General features: G+C 33.4%; 20 protein-coding genes. 14 read left to right on the forward strand and 6 right to left on the reverse strand.

Annotated elements, in window-relative coordinates:
- Window positions 1–121: 121 nt before the first annotated feature.
- A complete protein-coding gene (locus DYH56_RS11405) occupies window positions 122–859 on the forward strand; it encodes an EI24 domain-containing protein (RefSeq protein WP_114643001.1) in 738 nt (245 codons plus the stop codon).
- A gap of 168 nt (window positions 860–1,027) precedes the next feature.
- Here the strand turns inward: DYH56_RS11405 and DYH56_RS11410 are convergent, their stop codons facing one another.
- The 3 genes from DYH56_RS11410 to DYH56_RS11420 all read right to left on the reverse strand — a co-directional run bounded on the left by DYH56_RS11410 (window position 1,028) and on the right by DYH56_RS11420 (window position 4,721).
- On the reverse strand, window positions 1,028–1,750 hold the full coding sequence (locus tag DYH56_RS11410; RefSeq protein WP_114643002.1) for a DUF4365 domain-containing protein: 723 nt from the start codon (window positions 1,748–1,750) through the stop codon (window positions 1,028–1,030).
- On the reverse strand, window positions 1,717–1,896 hold the full coding sequence (locus DYH56_RS16470; RefSeq protein ID WP_114643003.1) for a hypothetical protein: 180 nt from the start codon (window positions 1,894–1,896) through the stop codon (window positions 1,717–1,719). Before DYH56_RS16470 ends, DYH56_RS11410 begins: the two co-directional genes overlap by 34 nt.
- 290 nt (window positions 1,897–2,186) lie before the next feature.
- Window positions 2,187–4,721, reverse strand: a complete 2,535-nt coding sequence (locus DYH56_RS11420) for a TrlF family AAA-like ATPase (RefSeq protein WP_114643004.1) — start codon at window positions 4,719–4,721, stop codon at window positions 2,187–2,189.
- A 241-nt stretch (window positions 4,722–4,962) separates the two neighbouring features.
- Here DYH56_RS11420 and DYH56_RS11425 point away from each other — a divergent pair, with 241 nt between their 5' ends.
- Entirely contained in the window at window positions 4,963–6,756 is a 1,794-nt protein-coding gene (locus DYH56_RS11425) for a polysaccharide deacetylase family protein (RefSeq protein ID WP_114643005.1), read from the forward strand.
- A gap of 103 nt (window positions 6,757–6,859) precedes the next feature.
- On the forward strand, window positions 6,860–7,426 hold the full coding sequence (locus DYH56_RS11430; RefSeq protein WP_114643006.1) for a nitroreductase family protein: 567 nt from the start codon (window positions 6,860–6,862) through the stop codon (window positions 7,424–7,426).
- A gap of 53 nt (window positions 7,427–7,479) precedes the next feature.
- Here DYH56_RS11430 and DYH56_RS11435 read toward each other — a convergent pair whose 3' ends face one another.
- Window positions 7,480–8,226: a DUF305 domain-containing protein gene (locus tag DYH56_RS11435; RefSeq protein WP_114643007.1), complete on the reverse strand. Its 747-nt coding sequence runs from the start codon at window positions 8,224–8,226 to the stop codon at window positions 7,480–7,482.
- A gap of 743 nt (window positions 8,227–8,969) precedes the next feature.
- On the opposite strand from DYH56_RS11435, the gene DYH56_RS11440 reads away from it, so the two are divergent.
- Genes DYH56_RS11440 through DYH56_RS11460 form a run of 5 tightly spaced genes read left to right on the forward strand, consistent with a single transcriptional unit; the run spans window position 8,970 to window position 13,739 of the window.
- On the forward strand, window positions 8,970–9,932 hold the full coding sequence (locus DYH56_RS11440) for a hypothetical protein (protein WP_114643008.1): 963 nt from the start codon (window positions 8,970–8,972) through the stop codon (window positions 9,930–9,932).
- Window positions 9,933–9,940: 8 nt separating this feature from the next.
- The gene (locus DYH56_RS11445; protein ID WP_114643009.1) at window positions 9,941–10,642 is read left to right on the forward strand and encodes an ABC transporter ATP-binding protein; all 702 of its coding nucleotides are present in this window, start codon (window positions 9,941–9,943) and stop codon (window positions 10,640–10,642) included.
- Window positions 10,632–11,795 carry an ABC transporter permease gene (locus DYH56_RS11450; RefSeq protein WP_158539139.1) on the forward strand — a complete coding sequence of 388 codons (1,164 nt, stop codon included), beginning with the start codon at window positions 10,632–10,634 and terminating at the stop codon, window positions 11,793–11,795. The genes DYH56_RS11445 and DYH56_RS11450 overlap by 11 nt, the downstream gene beginning before the upstream one ends.
- A gap of 6 nt (window positions 11,796–11,801) precedes the next feature.
- Window positions 11,802–13,004 (forward strand): ABC transporter permease, encoded by a 1,203-nt coding sequence (locus tag DYH56_RS11455; protein WP_158539140.1) that lies wholly within the window; start codon window positions 11,802–11,804, stop codon window positions 13,002–13,004.
- 15 nt (window positions 13,005–13,019) lie between these two features.
- Window positions 13,020–13,739 (forward strand): outer membrane lipoprotein-sorting protein, encoded by a 720-nt coding sequence (locus DYH56_RS11460; RefSeq protein ID WP_114643012.1) that lies wholly within the window; start codon window positions 13,020–13,022, stop codon window positions 13,737–13,739.
- Between the two features lie 18 nt (window positions 13,740–13,757).
- Here the strand turns inward: DYH56_RS11460 and DYH56_RS11465 are convergent, their stop codons facing one another.
- Window positions 13,758–16,070: a patatin-like phospholipase family protein gene (locus DYH56_RS11465; protein WP_114643013.1), complete on the reverse strand. Its 2,313-nt coding sequence runs from the start codon at window positions 16,068–16,070 to the stop codon at window positions 13,758–13,760.
- 8 nt (window positions 16,071–16,078) lie between these two features.
- The gene (locus DYH56_RS11470; protein WP_114643014.1) at window positions 16,079–18,649 is read right to left on the reverse strand and encodes a CBS domain-containing protein; all 2,571 of its coding nucleotides are present in this window, start codon (window positions 18,647–18,649) and stop codon (window positions 16,079–16,081) included.
- 558 nt (window positions 18,650–19,207) lie between these two features.
- Here DYH56_RS11470 and DYH56_RS11475 point away from each other — a divergent pair.
- From DYH56_RS11475 to DYH56_RS11500, 6 genes are all read left to right on the forward strand, one after another.
- Entirely contained in the window at window positions 19,208–20,152 is a 945-nt protein-coding gene (locus tag DYH56_RS11475) for an ABC transporter substrate-binding protein (RefSeq protein WP_114643015.1), read from the forward strand.
- 3 nt (window positions 20,153–20,155) lie between these two features.
- Window positions 20,156–21,031, forward strand: coding sequence for an ABC transporter permease (locus DYH56_RS11480; RefSeq protein WP_114643016.1), 876 nt, complete (start codon window positions 20,156–20,158; stop codon window positions 21,029–21,031).
- Window positions 21,018–21,812 (forward strand): ABC transporter ATP-binding protein, encoded by a 795-nt coding sequence (locus tag DYH56_RS11485; protein WP_114643017.1) that lies wholly within the window; start codon window positions 21,018–21,020, stop codon window positions 21,810–21,812. Before DYH56_RS11480 ends, DYH56_RS11485 begins: the two co-directional genes overlap by 14 nt.
- A gap of 632 nt (window positions 21,813–22,444) precedes the next feature.
- Window positions 22,445–23,179 carry a DUF3943 domain-containing protein gene (locus tag DYH56_RS11490; protein WP_114643018.1) on the forward strand — a complete coding sequence of 245 codons (735 nt, stop codon included), beginning with the start codon at window positions 22,445–22,447 and terminating at the stop codon, window positions 23,177–23,179.
- An 8-nt stretch (window positions 23,180–23,187) separates the two neighbouring features.
- Complete coding sequence (locus DYH56_RS11495) at window positions 23,188–23,655, forward strand: hypothetical protein (RefSeq protein WP_114643019.1); 468 nt, start codon at window positions 23,188–23,190, stop codon at window positions 23,653–23,655.
- A 31-nt stretch (window positions 23,656–23,686) separates the two neighbouring features.
- Window positions 23,687–24,844: a 4Fe-4S binding protein gene (locus tag DYH56_RS11500; RefSeq protein ID WP_114643020.1), complete on the forward strand. Its 1,158-nt coding sequence runs from the start codon at window positions 23,687–23,689 to the stop codon at window positions 24,842–24,844.
- Window positions 24,845–24,890 lie beyond the last annotated feature (46 nt).

The raw sequence follows: 24,890 nt of genomic DNA on the forward strand, positions 1-24,890 counted from the left end.
GAATAATACACCCCGGTTTCCCTGATAGGAGGAGGAGTTTTTTTCACAAAATAAATTAGTAAATGCAGGCTGTTTACAGTATAATTATCTTAAAAACTACATATTAAACAGGGAGTGAGTCATGCTAAAACAGATCAATTTTACCTTTAACAACTATATGAAGGCATTTAAGTTCATAGGCCAGAACAACCTAAAGAAGTACTACCTTATTCCGGGGATCATCAACATAATTCTTATAACCTTATTTTATTTTTTGAGTAAATTTATTGGGGGAGCCTTGGTAGAGTTTGCAAACAATCTTTTAGGAGGAGATCTAAATTCATTTATCCAGTTTATTTTAAAATTCATCATCTATCTGACAATTTTCGCTGTATATTATCTGCTCTATAAGACATTGATTTTAATTGTCCTTTCCCCATTTTTAAGTTATATATCTGAAAGGACAGAATCAATTATTACAGGGAAGGAATTCAATTTCAGTTTCAAGGAAAACTTATATTTCGTCAAAAGAGGAATAATTGTTACAACAAAGTCATTTTTAAGGGAATTGGTCATGACCTGCATCATCCTCCTTTTGTTTTTTATCCCCCTTGTAAACACAATTATTCCGATATTATTATTTATGGTGCAGTCATATTATATCGGGTTTTCATTTATCGACTATACTCTGGAACGGCATGATTTTCAGACAGGTACTGATGTTATACGTCAAAACCCCATATTTTTCCTGATCAACGGGGGGTTATTCACAATACTGCTCTTTGTTCCCCTCATAGGAATATTCGTAGCACCGCTGGTGACAGTGGTAGCCACTACAACCGGGACATTGGAGCTAATTGAAGAGAGTAAAGAGGTCTAACTCTTCCTAAAAGAAACCGAAGCTAAAATAATTAGTGATAGGCATTTGACTGAGAAAGGTGAAGTCTGTTTATTTAAAAGAACTAAAATGGTATTAGGAATATAGAAAAAGGCACATAGGATTAATTTCCTATGTGCTACCACTATCATTTTATTCTAAATATTTTCTTTATTCCATTTCACAGATTGATGCGTGATAGTATGTTGGTAAAAAACATTCACGCCAACACTCTTCATATATTCCAGAAATTGAATCTAAGCTTTCCCAAAGCGATCTTATAAAACCAAAAACAATCGTTTCTTCTTTGGTAAAAAGTTTAGCTGAATATGATGTTTCCCATTCTTTATCCACATTATCATATTTTTTTTTAGTTAACATTTTTTTTATTTCTGGTAAAGACTGTTCAGAGTCAAACATTTTTAATTTTTTGTGAAATTCTTTAATATAAGGTGTTTCTACACTCCACACATCAAAACGCAATAATTTTTTTACAAAATATGAACATTGTTCTATTAAGTCTTCATCAGACACATACTTTAGAGCGTCATTTTGGTACTTAATTTTATTGAAAAAAGAATAAAATTTAGGTCTCTTAGAATAAAAAAGAATATTCTTTATTCCGCTGTCATCAAGTTTATTACATAAAGGTAAATCAATTGTTATAGAATCTTGTGTGTCGTAGCATGAATTTTTAGGAATAATTACTTTTTCAATATAATCATTTAAACAAACAAAATATATATCTTCGCTATTAATATCTACTAGAAATAACATTACAGGAACACTAGAGCTCATTTTTTCAACTGTAATTAACAAAGAAGTGTCTATGACAAATTTCACAGTTTCGATAGTCGTTTCTAAATTTGGTTGAGATTGGTCATTACTAAACATTTCTTCATTTTTTCTTTCATAAATTTTTTTAGTTCCTTTTTTAAATTTTCAGTTCCTTTCACCTGTACAAAAATATGTTCACCTAAAGTCTCAGAAGATTTAGTTCCTTTTTTAAATTCATCAAAAATTTCAATACTTAGATCGATACCGTAGTCTGGTGTCTAATTTCTAATAACTCACTCCTTAGGAAGAGTGTTTTGTATTATTCTTAATGACTCCCCTTCTATAACATGATTATTTGTTCTTTGTTTACCTTTGTTCATTTTAATTCCTCCATTTCTTAAAAAGACTATACCTAATCTTTATATTTTCTATCCATTATAATTAAGAAATAGCTCTGCTCATTTTTTCTACTCATAAAAACCTCCAAGTCAATGTAATTTTAGTTTACACCAATTTGGAGGTTTACATAAAATATGGAGCAGACCCAGTTCAATTAATTAAAGTTATATTTTTTTCTTCTAGATTCGAAAGCTATTTCTCCTCCTTCTAGAATTTCACAAATATGTTCTTTTACTGTATTTTTTTCAAGAGTTTTTCCATCCTTATTTTTTATTTGATTTTCTAATGAACCATTTTTATAATCAAACCTTATTTCATTTTCATTTTCTGTTTTAATTCCATGCTGGTTAGCTACTATGACATTTTCAGCATCTGCTCCAACAACTACGTTTGCATTATGAGTTGCTAGAATAATTTGTCTTTGTGATTTTTTATTCCTAATAAATCTTACTAAATCATTATAGATAGATCTATTATCTAGATCATCCTCTGGTTGGTCTATAATAATAGGGTACTTTCCTTCATTTAGTTCTAAAATCATCTCTAATAATACAAATGACCTATTCCCCTCAGACATTTGATTAATGTCATTTTCTCCTTCTTTTACTTCGAATTTTATAATGTAATTATTTCTGGCTATTCTCTTTAAAAGATCCTTTTTTTCTATCCCGCTTTTTATCTTGATTTTTTCATTCAATATTAACTCAAACAGTTTTTTTATATTTTTAGTATTAGGAATTTCTTCCATAGAATACTCTGAATAACGTCTCAAAGAAGTCCCATTAAGATTCGAATAGATATTTCCCCATTTTTCTTTCGAAAAAATTACCTTTGGCGTAATTTTTATTTCTCCAAATTTTGCTTTCCAAAGTTCACTATCTAAACTTTCACTAAAAATTGCTTGATAATCTGAAAGCTCTTTAAGGATTTGTCTCAAATTTTCTTCTTTTTTTTCTTTAAAGTAATATAAATCCAAATTTAACTGTTTTATTTTATCCAGTTTTTTATTTTCTTCTAAAAATTGCTCTTCTGTCTTCTTCAATTCTTCTTGATTTTCTATTTTCTTTCTAAAAGGTTCTATTTTTATTTTAGCTTCTTTCAATTCCAAATTAAACTTACTAGCTTCTTTTTCAATTTCTTCAATTCTTTCAGAAATAATTTTATTTATATCTTCTCTAATCCTATTTAAAACAACTTCTATCTTTACTGAAACATTTTTTGAATTACTAGCTTTTTCTAAAAATAAATCATTATAACATTCTAACTTCATTATTTCTTTGAGCTCACTCACTTCCTTTTCAATCGCCTCATTCTTTTGTTTCGAATCAATTAATTTAGCTCTTAAACTCTCCATTTCTCTAATTTCTTCTTTACTCATTCCAGAATCTGTTTTTAATTGGTTAATCTTATTTGATAATTCATCTCTATTTCTTTCAATACCTTCTTTGAGTCCAATATCTTTAAGCTCTTTTCTAACTTCTACTATTTCATCCTCTAAATCAAAATAATCATCAACCAAACTTTCTGTTTCTTTTTCTGTTTCTTCACATTCTATTTTTAGCTTTTTTAAGCTATCTTTTCTTTCCTTATTTTGTAACAAAACCTCTTTTGCTATTTCATCTATTGTTGTTTCGCTGTCGACATCATCCATAAGTCTATTTAAAAAAGACTGTGGTATATACTCTATTTTCCTTGCCATTTCACTGTCGATGCCATCTCTCCATTTTACAGAAAATTTATTTAACTCTAAGAATTCTTTTTGTATCTTTAATTTATCATCTAATTGCTCTTTATCAATATTATTAACAATGTTTTTTAATAATAAAGATTTCCCTGTAGATTTTCCACCAATAATTGTGTTTAAATTCTGATTAAAATTAACAACTACTTCTTTTCCATTTTCATCATTAAAAGTAATTTTATCGATTATTTCATAATCATTCTTAGGTTCTGGCATATACTTTTGAATTCTAACTCTATCCTCAGGTTCATGTATTACTTGTTTTAGCCCTTCAAAAGTTGAATCAGCTTTAATCCAGAGATATTCTTTTAAAACATAATTTCTAGGATCGTGATTATCAGAACAGATTATAAGTGGTTTTATGCCTATATGTGGAAAAATATTTTTTTTATGATCGTGAATATCTTTAACTTGTCCAATCTCATAAATATGTACTTTAGATGCTATTTCTTTTTTTATTGCTATATTAATAGGAAGTGAATTAGTAATAACTTTATCCATTCCACTTGTTTTTCTACCTGTATGTAAAGAGACTAATCCATCCCTACTATTAGCAAATTCTAAAATATCTTCAAAATCCCAGTATATTTTTTCATTGTCTTCTTTAGATTTTGCCTTCCCATCTAACATAATTACATCAAAAGCAGAAGATAGTTTTTTTAAATTAATATTTTCTGAAAATATAAGAATTACATGTAAATTAGTAGCTCCTTTATCCGTTCTTAACTCAACTCCTGGAAAAATTGTAATATTAGGAGCTAATTTTCTTAAATTTTCAATTCTTTCTTTATCAATTTTAAAATGATCGGTTATTGCAACTGCGGTTATACCTTTTTCTTTCCACGCTTTAATAAGTAGTTCATCAGCATCTTCCCCTTTATAAGCATCATATGAAGACGCAGTATGTACATGTAAATCCCATTTATTCCATTCTGATCCTTTATTCAAATTTCTCCCCCTTAAATTTTTTTTACTTTAAATACATAATACCATTTTTAAAAATTAAATTAAAGTTTAACTAGAATAAAGCTAATTAAAATAAAAACAGTAGAAATTTAACCAAAAGGAGTTATACGATAATATTTATTCTCTAAAGAACCACAACCAATAAAACATAAAATTCCCTCACAGCTTCAAAATCAATTTATGGTATAATAAATCAATAAAAAAGGAATCAAGGAGGAAATTGATGAATATATTGATGGCATTATCTCAGCTGGAAGTTACAGGAGCTGAAGTATATGCAGTTGAAATAGGAGAAAAATTAATAGACAGGGGACATAATTTATATTTTGTTTCCGATACACTGACAAAAAAAAACAGGGGTAAATACATCCCCCTTGCATTCAACAAAAGAAATCTATTCCAGAGGCTGGATCAGATAATAAAATTAATAAAAATTATAAAGCAGAATAAGATAGATGTAGTTCACGCCCACTCCCGTGCCTCTGCCTGGAGTGCAGAGATAGCCTGCAGACTCACAAAAACGCCATTTATAACCACCGTTCACGGGATGCAGCATATATCCAAGCACAGAAAAAGAAAGCAGCCTATCGGATGCGGGTATGCTGTCTGTGAAAACATACAAAGGGACCTGATAGAAACCTTTGATGTGGATCCCGCTAAAATTAAAGTTCTGAGAAATGGGATAAATTTAACTAAATTTGAAATTTCAAAACCTCCTAAAAATCAAAAAAAAGTGATCTCTATCATAGGTCGGCTGTCAGGCCCTAAAGCTGATATAACCTATAATCTGCTGACTAACTCCATTGATTTGAAAAAATATAAGATAAATATAATCGGTGGGAAAGATATTCCTGAAAGATTTAATAAATTTAAAGACAGGGTGAATTTTACAGGATATATAGACAATGTCTATGAGTTCATGGCCAATTCCGACTTAATCATAGGGGCTGGAAGGGTAGCTATGGAAAGTCTGCTCATGGGCAGACCGACTTTAGCCATTGGAGAAGCCAAAGAGATCGGGATAATAGATATGGATACGGTATCCAAGGCTTTAGCTTCTAATTTTGGAGATGTAGGAGACAGGACTCCCCATGATTTTGACTGGAATTTTATCAGGTCTGAGATAGACCGGGGTGTGGAATTAAAACAAACTCCTCCAGAGGTAACAGACCTTATCGGGGAAAATTTTAATATCGATAAGATCGTAGATGCTTTAGAAAAAACATACCAGAGGGAATGGGTCCGGGTAAATAAATACGAGATCCCTGTGATCATGTATCACAGGGTGATAAAAAATATAGATACGGAATCTGGAAAACACGGCACCTATGTTACTACAGACCAGTTCAGGGATCATATGACCATCTTAAAGGAGGGAGGTTATATTCCCATTACCTTTGAGGATCTCTCTCAGATCCCCATCTACCAAAGGTTTGAAAAAAAATATATCATCCTGACTTTTGACGACGGCTATATCGATAACTATACCTATGCATTTCCTATCCTGAAGGAATTCGGATTCAAAGCTGTCATCTACCTGGTTTCTGACAGGACCTACAATAAATGGGATGTAGACCTGACAGACGAAAAAACCTTCATGATGATGGTGCTGCCCATGTTGGAAGAGATGAGGGACAGTGACCTCATTGAATTTGGCGGACATACCCTGAGTCATCCCAGACTGTCTGAACTAAGCGATGATGAGATGAAGGAAGAGATATTCAAAGATAAGGAAAATACTGAAAAAAAACTAAATATCAGACTCAACTCCTTTGCATATCCCTACGGGAACCTGGATGACAGGGCCAAAAAATTAGTCAGTGATGCAGGATATCCATACGGGGTAGCTACCGATTCAGGTTCATACTGTCTCAGTGATGATCTGTTTGAGATCAGGAGGATAGGGATCTTCCCTACCATTACAAATTTTGGATATAAAAGGAAGATTCATGGAAACTATAATTTTATCAAGATAAAGAGGGAAAAGAAAATGCAACGTGACGTTGTATCCGGTTAATTATAATCAAAATTTTTATAAATTTTATCTCCTTTCTCTATTGACATATGAGCAATTTTGAAAGATACTTTTAACAGATATATTTATAAAGGGGGTAAGATTTTTGATTGATAAATTGATAAGAGAGACGAGATCTTTTAGGAGTTTTGAAAGGGTAAAAATCAGTAAAAAAGAGTTGGAAGAAGTTATTGAGACAGCTAGGTACTCTAGTTCTGCCAGAAATGCACAATGTATAAGATATGTCTTAATCTCAGATGATGAAATTTGCAGTCAGGTTTTCCCGCATACCAAATGGGCTGGATTTATAAATTGGAATCCTACAAAAGAAGAGTCCCCAACAGGATATATCTTGATGTTAAATGAAAAAAAAGTAGGTGTCAGTGAAACTCTGTTTAATTTTGATATGGGAATTGCAAGCCAGAATATCATGCTGAAATTGAGGGATATGAAATATGGCGGCTGCATCATAGGTGCTTATAATAAACCTGTGATAAAAGACCTTCTAGAGATTTCAGACGACTATGATTTAGGAGTTTTAATTGCCATTGGAAAACCCAAAGAAACCGTAGAGATTATAGATACCACTTCCGATACCAGGTATTTTAGATCCAATGGTATCCACTACGTCCCTAAGCTCCGAAGGGCAGATCTGATTATAAAAAATATATAATATGAAAAGCCGTCAGATAAAATTATCTGCCGGCTTTTTTACAGATTAAATTTTTACATTTGTCTATTTTTTAATAATCTTTCCATGATCTTAATTTCCTCTTTCTGGGTGATCACTATATGTTTATTCATCTCCAATAATGTTTCATTTTTTCCAGCCTTTAAGTATTCTTCTGCCATTTTTACTGCACCTCTATGATGCACTATCATATTTGACAAAAACAAATATTCCGCTTCCTCTTTATTTAAATCATCTTCAGGTATAACCATCCCTGCCATCATTTCATCCATGGATTTAGACATCAGCTGCTCAAAATCTTTTACTTCATTGTCGATCAACCTTTTAGAGGACAATAACTCTTGCATTTCCTTTACTTCCCTTACCTGGGCTGCAACTATCCCTTCACATAAGTTTTTTAACTCTTCATCTTCAGTAATAGCAATTATACCTTGGGCTGTTATTATTGCCCCCTCATGATGGGGTATCATATAATTCATAAAAATATTTCCGGTATTTTTAGTAATATACTTGGAATTATCTGTCATCATAACTCTATGCCCATAAACTTCATAATCTTTATAATTATCTAATTTTAAGTTTAGAAATTCTTCCACAGGTGTAAATACGTCTACCGAGCTTACCTCCCCATGCATATGAGTCATATGGGTTTCCGTTTCCATAGTCTCCATATGAGTTTCAGTCTTCATATGGCTGTCGCCGGGTTTATTAAAGCTGCTGCACCCAACAAGTAAAATCGCCGTTATCAGCAGTGAAATTTTTCCGATCTTTATATTTTTCATATTTCCCCTCCCTTAATATTTTTTTATTTAACCTAAGTTATTACTTATAAAAAAGATCTAAGGATCCCACCCTTAACTGGGTTTATAAAAGAATATGTTTCACTCCTAAAGGAGCGAGATACTTTAGATATCGCGATTATTTTATTTTATTTAATAACATTAGAAAAAATAAAAATGCGAACAAAAATAAGTATCGAAAGTTTTAACTCCTCCTTTTTATGGTTTCTCTCAAATCAGAGAAACCGAAGCTATAACCATCTTGTCTTAATAAGTAACTCACAATCGTCATTGTAGAAACATTACAGCCGAAGCTTAACGACTATAAACTTCAGATTAGGGTCTAAAACTTCTGTGTTGTAGCAGTAAAACATATCCTTCGTGCAATTCGTGACAGAATCTTTGCGTGTCTCTTTATCTCTTTTCTTTGTGCTGAATAATCTGTGTAATCTGCGACAAAAAAGAAGGTTCTAAAGGTTTCGCTCTTAACTGAATCATTTTCTAAAAGTTCTATGTTTATGAAATAAACTAATAGTTCTTTGGTGATGACCCTTGCGGTTACTTTGTAATGAAGAATTACATATCTTAATAAGGTCGCAACTTAGGTTATTTATACCATTAAATATAAATTCTCCTCTTTTTTTCCTTTATTTATTTCTTTTTAAGAAAGGAATCCTTTATTTTAATCTGTATAATATTTATAGCACAGACTGTCAGTCTACCTTTAAAAATCCGGAGGACATCTTATGAAAAAATTTATTTTGTTTTTTTTTATCACCCAAGCATGCTTTTCCACGGAGTATTTTTCAGAATTAAGGGTCGATTACAGTCTGCAGAATTATGAAGAAAATTATTGGTATTATAAAGGGATCATAGGTCTTCGTCATGTGGATGAAGATTTTTATACAGAGTTTTCCCTCATCGGGGAGGAGGGAGCAGATCCTGCTGTAGACCTGTACAGGGGATATTTAGAGTATTATACCGGTGACCTTACCCTTTCAGCAGGCCGGCAGACTATAAGCTGGGGGCATGGTTATATCTTTAATCTATCCGATGTATTCAATAAAATTGATATAGAGGATCCTAAATCCGATAAAAGGGGGCTTGACTCCATAAGGTTTAAATACAGTCTCTCAGATATGTCCAGGCTTGAACTCATTGGATTTAAAACCGATGAAAAAGATGAAAATTTTGCCGGAAGATATACTTTCCTGATAGATAATTTTGAAATTATGATGAACTATTTTCATATTGCAGAACTCTCCCCCCTGACTGAAAAAATTGAGAAAAATGAAAAATTTGTTTTAGAAGCTAAGGGAGACCTGATTGTTGGTGTCTGGGGGCAGTTATCTTATGATAAATATGAAACTGATGACTTCCATACCCTGGTTGCAGGAGTTGATTATAATTTTGATCTCTATCAAAAAAATATCTATACTGCCCTGGAAGGATTTTATAATAAAGAAGGGGGCGGGGTCTACCTGACCTATAATTTGAGAATAAATGAATCTTTCGAATTTTATCAAGGATGTCTGGTTATAGATGATGGGGGATATTTAAATACAACTTTAAATTATATCTATAATGACTATGTAAATTTTGAATTTGCCTATAACTATTATCACAACTTTGAAAAATACGGATACTTAACTGAAGATAATAAAAAGTTAACCGGTGAGATAGTTTTTAGAACCAGGATGTTTTTTTAGGAGGATCTATGACGATTGTAGAAGCAAAAAAAATAACAAAAATATATAAACATGGGAAGGTAGAAGTCAGGGCCATAGATGATATAAATTTTAAGATAGATCGTGGTGATTTTGCCGTAATAGCCGGCCCCTCGGGCTCCGGGAAGACTACAATTTTAAATATTATAGGTGCAATGGACTCCGTTACCCAGGGGAAAATCATTATCAACCAGCAGGATATCAGCGTCTTAAACAAAGATGAGAGGGCTGATTTTAGGAGGGATAAGATAGGATTTATTTTCCAGAGCTATAACCTTATCCCTGTATTAACAGTCTATGAAAATATTGAGTTTGCCCTGGATCTATGCAAAAAACATAGCCCCCTAGAAAAAAAAGATAAGATTCACCGCCTCCTTCGGGAATTAGGAATTTTTCAATTGAAAGACCGGAGACCTCCGGAACTATCTGGAGGTCAGCAGCAAAGGGTCGCCATAGCCCGTGCCCTTATCAAAGATCCTATCCTGGTTTTGGCAGATGAGCCCACGGCAAATTTAGATACCCAGACCGGAAAGGAGGTTTTGGATCTCATGGTGAAAATAAATTTAGAAAAAAAGACTACATTTATCTTTTCATCCCACGACATCATGATCATTGAGAAAGCCAGGAGGGTTATAAAGTTAAGGGATGGAAAAATAGAAGGTGAGGAATATGATTCTAAAGATGGCTTTTAGAAATATCTTCCGGCATCGTATCAGGTCGGTCCTAACTCTGGCTAGTTTAGCCTTTGGAATTTTTTTTATAATCGTAGGTATAGGGTTAAATATAGGGATGGAGAGAAGGATCATTAAGATAATGAAGGAAACGGAAACCGGGGATTATAAACTCTATGGAAAGGGTTATTTTGAAGAAAAATATGAAAATATAGATGATCGTCTGGATTTCCTTATCCCCAAAGAAACTCTTCCTATTTTAAAAAAATACGATCATAGCAGCCGATTGGTTTTTTCAGGGACTATAACCGATGGAAGGTATGATTATCCTGTGAGGGTCATCGGGGGAGATAGAGAGATCGAGGATAGTTTTTTTAAAAGGAGCTCCTACCTTACCCACGGCAGTCTGGGTGTGGTCATCTCTTCTACCCTGGCCAAGGATTTAAATCTACAGGTTGGAGATCCATTTGTTTTAATGGGAACCACAGCTAAGGAGAGTCTGAATGCCATAGATCTGGTCGTCACAGGAATAATCAAAACAGGGGGATTGGAATTTGACCTCAACACTGTACTGATTGATTTAAAGGCAGCTCAGGAGTTTGCTGAAACCGATGATGTTAACGACATTGTTTTAAGGGGGGAGATCTCCCCTGCAGATTTAAGTAAGCTGGAAGAATCAGGGGTAGAGACCATCTCCTATTTGGACGAACTCTTTGACCTCATAGTCATCACTAAACTTAAGGTAAAAGTGGTTGTAATCCTAAGCTGCATTATTTTATTCATGTCTGGAGTAGGAATAGTCAACACCATGCTCATGGCAATGCTGGAAAGACAAAAAGAAATAGGTATCTTAATGGCCAATGGTTTAAAACCCAAAGAAATTATGAAATTATTTCTCTTGGAAGGAAGTATCCTGGGAGGAGTAGGTAGCAGTATCGGCTTTATTTTAGGGGGAAGTCTGGTTTATTACTACGAAGTAGTCGGTATCCCCATCCCCTCTCTTGCCCGTGAACTGAGCACCACCATTCCCCTTTCCGATAAAATATATGGATATTTTGATCTTAAATTAAATCTGTTATTCTTGATATTCGGGGTAGTCATAGCAGCTATAGCAACTTTTTATCCGGCTTATAGGGCAACCCAGTTAAATCCTATCGATGTTATAAGGGAGTAGATGACTATGTTACTTAGTATAGTTTTTAAAAATTTAAAGAGGAATAGAAAAAGATCTTTTTTAACTATTCTGATTATTTTAATAGCCACCTCTGGAATGACATTCGGCCTCAGCTGGATAGAGGGGGAAAAAAATCTTTTTTTAGAAAGCGGGAAAAGAATGACAGGAGATGTGAGAATCACTGCACCGGATTATGAACTCCGGTCCCGCAGCTTGGATGTTTCGTCCAACTTCTCATACTCCAAAATTAAAAAAGTGGTTGAAACAATCCCTCAAAAAAACATCGGTGTAGGCCGGATAAAATTTGGCGGCTTGATCTATTTTAATGAAAATCATGAAAATGCCATGGGAAGCGGGATTGAAAATGTGGATGAAAAAATAATTGGATTTGATAAATTCATCTATTCTGGAAGATTTTTAGAAAATAACAATGAAATTATTATGGGTGAAACTCTCAAAAGAAGGCTGAATTTAAAATTAGGAGATGTTGTTACCCTCCTCACCCAGACCCAGGATAAATCCCTCTATTCTCTCAACTATGATATAGTCGGATTTTATAAAATGGATAATACCAGGCTGAATAAAAGTTTCTATATCACCCTAGCAAGCAGCCAATATCTTCTGGATATGGAAGACAGGATAACCGAATATCTCATCTATTCCAATAACAATGAAATCCCCATAAAAAGTTTTTTAACTGAACATACAGATGAAAATATCCTTGTAAAGAGATGGGATGAAATAGGGATGAACGAAGGTTTCAATCGGATTTTACCTTTTATCCAGGGGATATTTATCCTTATCTTTGCCACCCTGGCCGGTTTCAGCATCTCCAATACCATGCTCATGACGGTCTTTGAGAGACGTCATGAAATTGGACTATTAAAAGCTTTAGGCATGAAGGAGGGAGAGATCAAAAAAATGTTTATTTTAGAAGGAGGGCTCATGGGATCCATAGGCGGGGTTGCAGGGATTATCTTAGGAGGAAGTATTGCACTCTATTTAGGCAGGGTAGGAGTAAATTTTGGTGATATGATAGAATCTTTCACCAGCGAGTTAAATATAAAGGGGGTTATCTACCCTCATTTGACTATTTTTATTGCGGGATTAAGCATCTCTGTTGCACTTTTCACCTCTACCTTAGCTACTTTTTTAGCTATCTTTTCAGAGGTCAAAAAAGAAGCTGTAGAGAATATGAGGAATGAGTAATATCAGGAGGGAGTCATGAAAAAATTATTTATTTTTTTTCTTTTATCAAATTTAATCTTTAGTATGAGTTCGGAGGAGATTCTGACCAGATTAGACTACAATATGACCCCTGAAAGTGTCAGTTATGAAGGAGAGATGATTATTCACAGGGAAGATAAAAAATATATCAAAAAATTTGTTATGGATGCTGTTGGGAATGAAAAATCTTTTATTGTATTTAAATATCCTGCCAGGGACAGAGGAACCAAATATTTAAGGAATGGGAAGAATCTATGGATCTATATGCCCAGCACATCCAGGACAGTAAAGATCTCAAAACATATGCTAAAGGAAAGTATGATGGGAAGCGATATTTCCTACGATGATCAAACCGATAGAAATAAATACAGTACCCTCTATAACTCCGAAATAACCCAGGAAACCCCTACCCAGTATGTCTTAAACTTAATCAGAAAGGAAGGGGAAGAGGCTAAATATTACAGGCAGATCCTTTGGATAAATAAAAACACCCTTACCATAGATAAGGGTGAGATGTATGCTAATTCCGGAAAATTGTTAAAAGAATTTATAGTCGATGAAATCAAAAAAATCGGGGACAGATACTATATCACAATATTTCGTATAGATGATAAACTTAAAAAAAATTCTTATACCGAATTAATTTTAACGGAAATAAAATTAAATCCTGATCTGTCTGAATCGATCTTCACTCTGAAAAATCTTGAAAGAAAATAATAGTTTCTAGAATTTTCTTTAAAATACATACCCCATATTTACAGATATTATTGCACTTTTATAAGAATCTGCATCATTTGTCAGTGAGAGTTCCAATGGCCCGAAAATAGATTTATATCCCAAGGTTACACCGTATCCCTGTTTGAAATCTTCAAACATTAAATTACCGGCACCTTCTATAGAATCGTTATACTCTGCACCTGTATAAGTCAACACATTAGCTTTAGCCAGAATATATACATTGGGATAGATCATATATTGGGCTCCTATCTGACCTATCATAAATTCAGAAACTAATTTTCTCATCATATTGTAACCATAAAATGAGATATAATTATTATCCAAATCACTATTTATCCCGCCAATTTTAAAATGATTTCCCAGGGGTATATTCTCACCACTGACTACTCCCCCGCTTAAAGATGCATTGAATGAAAGTTTAGGAGTTACCGGCATATAACCTTGTATTACTCCCAATTCACTATAATATTCAACCTCATCACTACCTACTCCACCTACCTCATGTCTGGCCTCTAAATAATTTCCTTTGGTAGGATAGATTGAATTATTTTTCCTATCCAGCACCAATTTCAAATACACCTCCTGATATTCATATTTTTTATTTAAAATATCTTTATATTCGTCGGACCCTACATCAAATTCATTTTCAGTATCAATATATTTTAACCCGGCAGAAAAATCAAATTGCCTGAATAGTTTAGTTGTAAAACTAAGATCAATAAATTTACTTTCATCTTTGGATTCAGCCTTTAAACTTCTTTCGTCATAGATATACAGCGGTGTTTCCTCATATCCTAAGCTCAAATTTATTCCTATTTTATTTTTTTTACCGTAATACCAAAAATTGTTAAATTCAGCACTTTTATATTCACCCAGCTCAAATTCTAATGATGTCATCCTCCCTATCTTTCCTATCTTTGCAAGATCTGTTCCCACAGCTAATTTTCCTCCTGTATCGGAGTTGTAATTTGCTCCAACCCTTATAAAATTCAATTCATTTTCATCTACACCTATCTTCAGGGTAGATCCGTCAATTGTATAATAAGATTTTTCTATATATGGCATGGCATAGAGTTTCATCATTAAGCTCTCCAAATCCTGATAACTTACCATCCCTGGGATTTTTTTATTCAGATGATCTTTTACTATGTCTTCTTTGACTTCTTCTACTAAAAATTTAGAATCAGCAATTTGAATATTATCTATATAAACGTCATCTAAAACCAGTTGCCTATGTCTTTCTTTCTCCTTCTCCGAATCTTTATACTTTTCCAATTGCTGTAATTTTTCTTTAGCTGCTGACTCTCCTTTGGAGATTAAATCATCAAAATTATCAAAATTTATAGCATCATCTAATTTCACATCGGGATCTATGATTACAGTTGCCAACGCCCTTTGTTTTTCCGTAGACTCTGCCCCCCTATAGGTAGAGATCTTCCCTACTACAGTCAATAAATTATAAGTTAGTGTATCTATCTGGGGTGCTCCTACATCACTGGCAATGACAATGTCTGCCCCTGCCAGAAAAAGATCCTCTACAGGTAAATTTCTGGAAACCATACCATCTATATATACTTTATCTCCTATTTTTACAGGGTCATATATAGTGGGAATTGCCATACTGGCACTGACAATGAGTGCAAGATCTCCTGAATCAAAACTTTTAGCTTTTCCTGTATTAAAATCTGTAGCAACTATTCGTAAAACAGGGTTAAATTCATCAAAAGATTTAACCTCTTTGACATTCCAAAATAACTCTTTTAATTTTAGATACGATTTTTCTCCCGTTAAAACTCCCTTTGGAAGGCTGAAATTTAATTTTTCATCATAAGTTACCGAAGCAAAATATTTTTCAGATTTAAATTTTTCCTCCAATGGAATATCGCTCCTCATGGGGTCATTGGATAACCTATATCTCCAATCCATGGTTTTTACAACAACTTCTATCTCATCTGGGTTATATCCCACAGCATACAGACTGGCTACAATTCCTCCCATACTGGTTCCGCTGATATAATCTATAGGGATATTATTTTCCTGTAAAACTCGGAGTACTCCTATATGGGCAAATCCCTTGGACCCCCCACCGCTCAGGGCAACTCCCACTTTGATTCTTTCACCGGATTTTTTTTTCCTTAAAATTGATTCTTTTAATTTTTCCAATTTTATAATTTGAGATCTTTTCAATTCTATCTTTGAATCGATAGCAGAAATCTCCATGGGATGCTCTTTTGGAGATGCTGGTTCCGATTTGAGAGTAATAACAAAAATATTGTATATCACTAGTATGTATAAAAATTTTATTTTCATCTTCCCTCCTACATTTTTAATATTTTTTCCTTGGTTGGATTTTCTATATCCAGCTGTTTCATAAAATAAACCCTTAGTTTCTCCTTAAACTCGATCCCCGGTAACTCTCCATTTTTAAGGAGATCCTCCCCTCTGATCAGAGGTTTTATTTTAGACAGATTATAGATATAGTTTTCTATTTTTAATTTTATCTCTTTCTTCCTATTTTGGATATGGATCAGAATTATTATTTCCATGGATATGTTATTTAGTGCCTTGTATATATCCGAATTTTTATCAGCTGATTCCAGCTGATCCAGTATTTTTTCCCTCATCAATATACCATAATCATACTTTTCTATAAATTTATTTGAAAAATTAAATTTATTAAATACAAGATCCAGTTCTTTTTTCTTTAAGTTTTCCAGAATGATCAAAAATACCAATAACCATTTTTTGATTTTGACAAAGCTTAGAAGATCCTCTAAGGTTTCCAGCCTTTCTATATTTTTTTTCATCTCCAAATCATATTTAATATTAGGGTTAATTTCAACAAACACCTTATATTCATTTAAATATTCCATCCCCCTGGTTAAATTTTTATCAGAAAATAAAATTTCTAACTCCTGTTTAACCCGGGGCCAGGATATTTTTTTCAAAAATCCATCGGTTATTGCATTTTTTAAAAATATTTCTGTATCTTTTTCCAGTTCGAACCCATATCTGGCTGCAAACCTAAATGCCCTTATTATCCTTGTAGGATCCTCTACAAAACTCAGATTATGTAAGACCCTTATTTTTTTAGCGGCAAGATCCTCATACCCGCCATAAAAATCAATAAGTTTGCCAAAGTTATAACTGTCAATCTCCAAAGCCATGGCATTTATACTAAAATCCCTCCTATACATATCATCTCTGATATTGCCATATTCCACCACCGGAAGGGAGGTAGGATATTCATAGTATTCCAGCCTGGAGCTGGCTATATCCAATTTCAAATCATCCTGGACCACTACCACTGCTGTTTTAAATTTTTCATGGGTCTTTACTTTTTTTGCTCCCAGCATATCTTTTAATTCCAGAGCAAATTTTATCCCATCTCCCTCTACTACTATATCGATATCCTTGTTATTTATTCCCAGGATAAGGTCCCTGACTATCCCCCCTACCAAGAATACTCTTTCACCTCTTTTTTTTGATACCGCTTCTACGATTTTCAACAGATTCAGCAGTTCTGACGGGACTACCCCTTCTATATTGTTTTTTATCTCTGATTCAAATTTTAATTTTTCAGCCTTCCTTATTGGATTTTTACTGTAGATAGATTTTAATATGTCGGTTCTCGTTACTATCCCGAGGATTTTCCCCTCTCCATCGACTATTGGAACTCTCCCAATGCCTTTTTCTACAATAAGGGCTTTTAATTCTTCAATACTCTGGTTTTTATCTGCCGTAATTACTTCAGATGTCATATAGGCTCTTACAGGTGCATTTGAAAATCCATGATTGAGAGCTTTATCCACACTGTTCCTGGTAATTATCCCTGCAACTTTCCCCTCTTCCACAATGGGTAAGCCGCCATATCCCATCCTATACATTATCTTATAGGCCAGCTTAATTTTGGTGTCTTTTAGGATGGTTTTAACCGGACTGTTCATTATATCTATTGCTTTTTTGCTGGGTTTAACTGCCATCTCTATATTCTTTTTTATATCCCCGTATAATTTTTCTATATTTTGACCTCTGACTATCCCTGAAACAGCATATTCATGTCCCCCTACCTTATAATCTCTTAATATTTCAGCTACATTTATTTTATTCGAAGACCTCCCCACTACATTTATTCTTTCATCATTTCCGCACAAAATAATGCATAAACTTGATTTTTCCAGATACTGTATCTTGTTTATCAGCTCATCCAGACCAAAAATAAAATCATCGGTTCTATAATATGTTAGTTGTGCTATCTCCCCATCGATATCGATAAATTCAGAATTTTCAATAAGCTCTATAAATAACTCCAATTGCTCCTTTTCTAATCCCTTTTGAACATATTCATTGACCTTGGACAGATCCCCGTTATTTTTTAATAAATAAGATGCCATCTCCAAATCCTTTGGGGTAGTGCTGCTAAAGCTAAAGTTTCCTGTATCTTCATAGATTCCCATAAGGCCTAAGGTAGCTTCTATTTCGTCAAATTTAATATTGGGGTCAGCATCCAACAAAACTTCCAATATGTTGGTTGTATTAGAACCATAGTTTTTCCTGATAATTTTTCTGCCTTTTATATCATTTTCGCTGATCTTATGGTGATCATAGATTATAACCTCTACATCATCCCTGTCCAGTAGTTGTCCAAACAATCCTATCCTATTTTTTTTTGAAGTGTCTACAACTATAAGTTTATTTACCTTATCCATCTGAATATCTTTTATTCTTTTTATCTGCAAAAAATTTTGATACAGGTTTATAAAAGCTTTCACACTTTTCCCGATATGACCCGGAAAAACAAGGATTCCATTGGGATATAATTTCTTTATTAAAACCATAGAAGAAAGTGCATCTAAATCTGCAAATATATGACAAGTTATTATTTCCATCTCCACCACCCTGTAAATTTATATAATTATATTCAGTATAATTATACACTTTTATCTATTTTTTTTTAATATTTTTTAAAAAATTAAATATTCTGTTGACAATCGTATATTCTTCGTTATATGATTAATCAAATAAAAAAATTAAAGGAGGTGACTATTATGTCTAAGAGACTTACTTGGTGGTGCAAAAACGAATCTAATAAATTTAATACTGAATTATTAAGTAGATCTGTTTTTGACCGATAGTTGCTGTAGTTATATATAGTTTCAAAATATATTTAAAAATAATAATAATATCTATTATTGTTTTTTAGATATAATGAAAAAATTATTATACAGAAGGGGTTAATCTTATGGATTAACCTCTTTTTTTTATTACCTGGGAAACTATACCCGCAAGGGGCATCACCAAAATACTATTAGTTTACTCTAGAAACATAGAATTTTGAGATAAAATTTACAGAATAAATTAAAAGTTATAAAAACCTAAATTGCGCTTGTTTGGATGCAACGTCACGTTGCTTTTTATATAAAAATAAATTAAAAAGGAGTGAAAAAATGAAAAAATTAATTTTAGGAATTATCTTAATCATGGTCTTAGCGGGGTGTCAGGAAAAGAAAAAAGATGGTGTTACAGAAAAAATAAATATCGGTATCACTCAAATTGTAGAACATCCATCACTGGATTTAATCAGGAAGGGGGTAGAGGATGCTCTTAAAGACAGTGAGTATAAAGACAAGATCATATTCAGCTATCAAAATGCCCAGGGAGATTTTATCACAGCCCAGACTATCGCAGCTCAATTTAATGAAAATTCCGATATTATAGTAGCTATCACTACTCCCAGTGCCCAGGCTGCTTTAAATAAAATACCGGAAAAACCCCTCTTCTTTACAGCTGTAACCAATCCTGTAATAGCAGGATTAGAAGGTAAAAACATCACAGGAGTAAGTGACATGTCACCGGTAAAAGACCAGGTAAAGCTGATCCAGGAGTTTCTACCAAAGACAAAAACAATAGGCACTATCTATACTACCAGCGAAGCTAATTCCACATATCTTGTAGAAGAATTTACTAAAGCTGCAGAAAAGGCAGGATATAAAGTTATTGCCAGGGGAGTTACCAATGTCATAGAAATAGCATCTGCAATGGATAGTCTTATGGGAGCGGTCGATGTAATCTACACAGCCAAGGATAACAATATAGCCTCTGCTTACAGCCTTATCATAGATAGAGCCAACAAAGCTGATATCCCCGTTATAGGAGCCACTAAAGATTTTACTGAAGCAGGTGCACTGGCTTCCTCTGGAATATCGGAATATCAGGTAGGATACCAGACTGGAGAGATGATTCTAAGACACCTCAGCGGGGAAAAAATTAAAGACCTGCCCATAGAATATTTAAAAAAATCAGAACTGACTATCAACGAAAAACAGATGAAAAAATACGGGATTTCACTGGATAGTGATCAGTTGAAAAATATTGAAATTATAAAGGAGTAAATTATGTTAATAGGAACTATTGAACAGGGGCTTATTTTTGCAATAATGGCTTTAGGATTGTACATATCCTATAAAATACTAGATTTTCCAGATCTTACTGTAGACGGATCTTTTCCAATGGGAGGTTCTATAGCAGCTATCCTTATAATAAAGGGTTTCAATCCCATCCTGGCTTTAGGAGCAGCATTTATAGGGGGATCCATTGCAGGATTTATCACTGGATATATCCATATAAAATTCAAGATCACAAACCTCTTGGCTGGAATTATTGTTATGACAGGTTTATATAGTGTCAACCTCCGGATAATGGGAAGATCAAATATACCCTTATTTGGAGTTGATAATATATTTTCCAATAGGCCCAATCTTTTAATCATATTATTTATTGTGCTCCTGTCTAAGTTTTCTCTGGACTATCTCCTTAAAACAAAATTTGGATTTTCCCTGCGGGCTTTGGGAGACAATGAAACATTGGTTGTATCTTTAGGGATAGATGAAAAAAAATTAAAGGTTATGGGTCTTATGTTAGCCAATGGTTTAGTAGCTTTATCTGGTGGTATCTTAGCCCAATACCAGGGTTTTTCAGATATTGCCATGGGTACAGGAACTATTGTTACAGGCCTTGCTTCTATTATTATAGGGGAAAGTGTCTTAAAGAAGGGAAAGATGTTAAATGTCACAACTATCGTAATTATCGGTTCCATCTTATACCGGTTTATAATAATGGGTTCTCTAAAAATAGGATTTAGTCCCAGCGATATAAAGCTTATTACTGCAATCCTTACTGTTGGAGTTATGGGTTTTAAAGGTAAAAACTTAAAATTAACATTACCATTAAAAAATAAATTAGGAGGTGTATTTCAAAATGCTCAAAATTAATAATTTAAATAAATCATTTCATTCTGAATTGGGAAGCGAAAAAAAAATTTTTAAAGGATTGAATTTTCAATTAAACCACGGGGACTTTGTATCTATCATTGGAAGTAATGGTGCCGGGAAATCCACCCTTCTAAATATCATTATGGGGAATATTACCCCAGATGGTGGGAATTTATATATGGAAGGCAGAGATTTTACGGATCTGGCTACCTATAAAAGAAATACTTTTATTTCAAAGGTCTATCAAAACCCTGCCTTGGGAACTGCACCATCTATGACAATCTTTGAAAACCTTTCTATGGCAGACAATAAAGGAAAAAGATTTAACCTTACTCTGGGTTTAAATAAAAAAAAGAAAGAAATTTATAAAAATACCCTGACTGAATTAGGTTTGGGGCTGGAAAAACAACTGGATACAGAAGTTGGATTATTATCCGGCGGGCAGAGACAATGTCTGGCTCTTATTATGGCAACCTTAAATAAACCTAAAATATTATTGTTAGATGAACATACTGCCGCTCTTGATCCCAAGACATCGGAGTTAATCATGGAAAAAACAAAAAAAATAGTGGAATCCCATAAGATCCCTACCCTTATGATAACTCATAATTTAAATGATGCTATAAAATATGGGAACAGATTAATTATGCTCCATGAAGGAAAGATAATCTTAGACTTTGCAGGAGAGGAAAAACAGAACCTTACTCCTGAAAAACTCCTGAAAATATTTCATACTCAGAATACCGCTATAAAGGATGATGAACTCTTCAGCCTTTCCTAGTTGATTATACAAGGGCAAAACCCTTAGATTTTTCTCTTTGCCACTAATCTACACTAATTTTATAAAACTTTTATAGGCATTACACAGAAGTTTTTAGTGTGATTATAGCACACGGATCTCTTCGAGACACACTGAAAAACTCTAATCTACACAGATAAGAATCTTTTTTCTTTAGAATTTGGTTTTTTCATTTCGAAGTTTATAGTCGTTTAGCTCCAGCAGTAAATATCTCGCGAGTTTCGTCGCCCCCGCCATGCCCGTCAGGCATCCCACTAAACCCTCTCTTACCTAACTCTTTCCTTGTTATCGTTTTCTCTCAAATCAGAGAAAACTATAGCTCGATCTTTTAGCTTTGGTTTCTCTAAAACTAGAGAAACCATAAGAAGGAGGAGTTTAACCTTCTTTCCTCTATTTCATTATACAAGGATGGAATCCTTAGGTCTTTTTTTCAAGTAGCAATTTGGGTTAATTACAGATAAAATCATCTGACCTTTGGGAGATAAGAAATAAAATTGATGTCATTTCAAAATTATTTTTTATCTTTTTTTTTTTTATAAAAGGTTTTTTTTTATTTTCTCTAATAACTATAGTAGATGAAAGTTTAAAAAACTAATCTAAGTAGGTGAATTAAAATGTTTAATTTTAAAAAATATATTTTTTTTGTTGCTTTTTTTATTTTCATGGGAAATATACTCCTTGGAGAGGGAGAGGAAATAAGTTACAATCTGGAATTAGGAGATATTCCTCACAAAAAAAACTCCGATAAATTAAAAAAGGATACAGGATCACTTTTCATCCTTGCAGGTGCAACAGCTGCCTTCCTATATACACTACCAGAATCCACAACAAGATGGGGAAAAAATGAGGAAAGTAGTCTGTTTGAACAGTGGAAAAGGAACGTGACGAGCGGACCTGTATGGGATCACGATAACCCCGGATTTAACTATATAGGTCATGCATATACAGGAGGAGTATACTATATACTGGCCAGAAATGCCAATTACTCAAAATATGAGTCTTTTTGGTATTCATTTTTTATATCCACATTTTTTTGGGAATACGGGATAGAGGCATTTGCCGAGAGACCTTCCATGCAGGATATTGTCATAACTCCGGTTTTTGGTTCCATGGTAGGAGAGGGGTTTTATATCCTTCAGAACTATATCTTAGATAATAACGGTATGCTGTTCAATTCTAAGTTTTTGGGAAGTACTACTATGATGTTTATGGATCCAATGGGACATCTTTCCAGTTATCTCTATGATGACTATCAAAGAACAAGTCATGTAGGTGTAATGGTAAACGCCGTTGAGCATGAAGGTGAAACAAAATTACTTTTAGGAATAAATTTTATATTCTCATTTTAGGAGGTAATATGAAAAAATTAATATTAGTGGGATTATTTATTTTGGGATTAGACCTTTATCCAGTGGGAATAAATTTAGGAGTTGGTGGCAGCTATGGTAAGTTTTCAGGGAATAAAACCGGAAGTTTAAATTTAAATTTAGAGATTGTTCATGAAATTTTTCCAGATATAGAACTTGGATTTGGAGGGATCGGGGAATTTAATTTCAGTGATAGAGGGATGGAAACTTTCCCCGTATACCTGAGCGGCAAATTCTATTCTCAAAATATTCCAGGTTTATATACCGTTGGAAGATACGGCAGAACCCTTTATAAAGATAGTGATAAAATCGGAGCTTATGCTTATCTGGGAATCGGAAAAAAATTAGAATCCGGATTATCAGTGGAAGGAGGATTTTCCCTTGCAAATCAAGATACAGAAGAGTCCGTATTAAATAATGGAAATATAGCACTTTTGCTGATAATGCCGATATTTTAAAATATTAAGTGTTTAACTAAAGGGGGATTTTATGAAAGGTTTTAAAGAAAATGTTTTGATTCAATTTATTTTACTTATTGGGTTTGTGACAGTATTTTCATTGTTTTTTTCCGATATTTTAGGCGGAGAAGAAAAAATACCTTTACCTAAATCCTTAGTTTTTCAATCTCAGATGACAATATCGGAATTTGGAGAAAAGAATAATTTGCCCAATTCGGTTTTATTAAAGGAGTTTCAATTAGAAGGGGAGAATGATTTCCAGAAAAAATTAGGTGATTTTGATAATTTGGAGGAGAAGATCGATTCAGTAAGAAATAAACTGATCCTGCATAGGGAAGGGGAATCTAAATCTTGGATTAAGATTGCAATAAAATTTGGTTTGTGGATTTTTATTCAGATAATAGTGTTCAATTTAATCCGAAGAAATAAAATCACCGTTAAAAATAGAAAGATCATCTATTTTATCTCTCTGACGATATTCGGAGTTATACTTGGTTCAGATCCCGGTCCCATGGGGACTGTCAAAGATGCCGTTGCACTTTTCGCAGTTGACGGGGTCATCTTTCCTCAAAGGCTGGCAGCCATGGGTATATTTTTATTTATGGTTTTTATTGCAAATAAATTTATCTGCTCTTGGGGCTGTCAGGTTGGAACACTCCAGGATTTGATTTTCAGACTAAACAAAAATAATACAGCAAACAAGAACCTAATCAGACAATATAAAATTCCCTTTGTTCTGAGCAACACTGTCCGTATAATCTTTTTTATTGTCTTTACTGTCATAGTATTTATGTGGAGTACTGATATTATAGAATATATCGACCCATTCAAGATTTTTGCACCTATGAAACTTGAAATTATTGGTATGGGATTTATAGGGCTGATATTTATAGGAAGTATCTTTGTATATCGTCCATGGTGCCACCTGTTTTGCCCATTTGGATTAGTAGGATGGTTTATTGAAAAAATATCTGTTTTCAAAATTTGTGTAGACTATGATAAATGTATCTCTTGTGAAGCCTGTTCCAAAGCTTGTCCATCAACGGCAATGGAAAACATATTGAAACAAGAAAAAACCATTCCAGATTGTTTTTCTTGTGGTTCTTGTATAGAAACCTGCCCAACTGAGGCAATCAGCTTTAAAAAGGGTAAAAGACCTGTTCCACCAAAAGATAAATTTAAAAAATAGAAGTTTTGCCCATATTTTACGGGCAAAACTTCTTTTTTTTATTCTC

It is taken from the genome of Psychrilyobacter piezotolerans (assembly GCF_003391055.1).
Lineage (GTDB): Bacteria > Fusobacteriota > Fusobacteriia > Fusobacteriales > Fusobacteriaceae > Psychrilyobacter > Psychrilyobacter piezotolerans.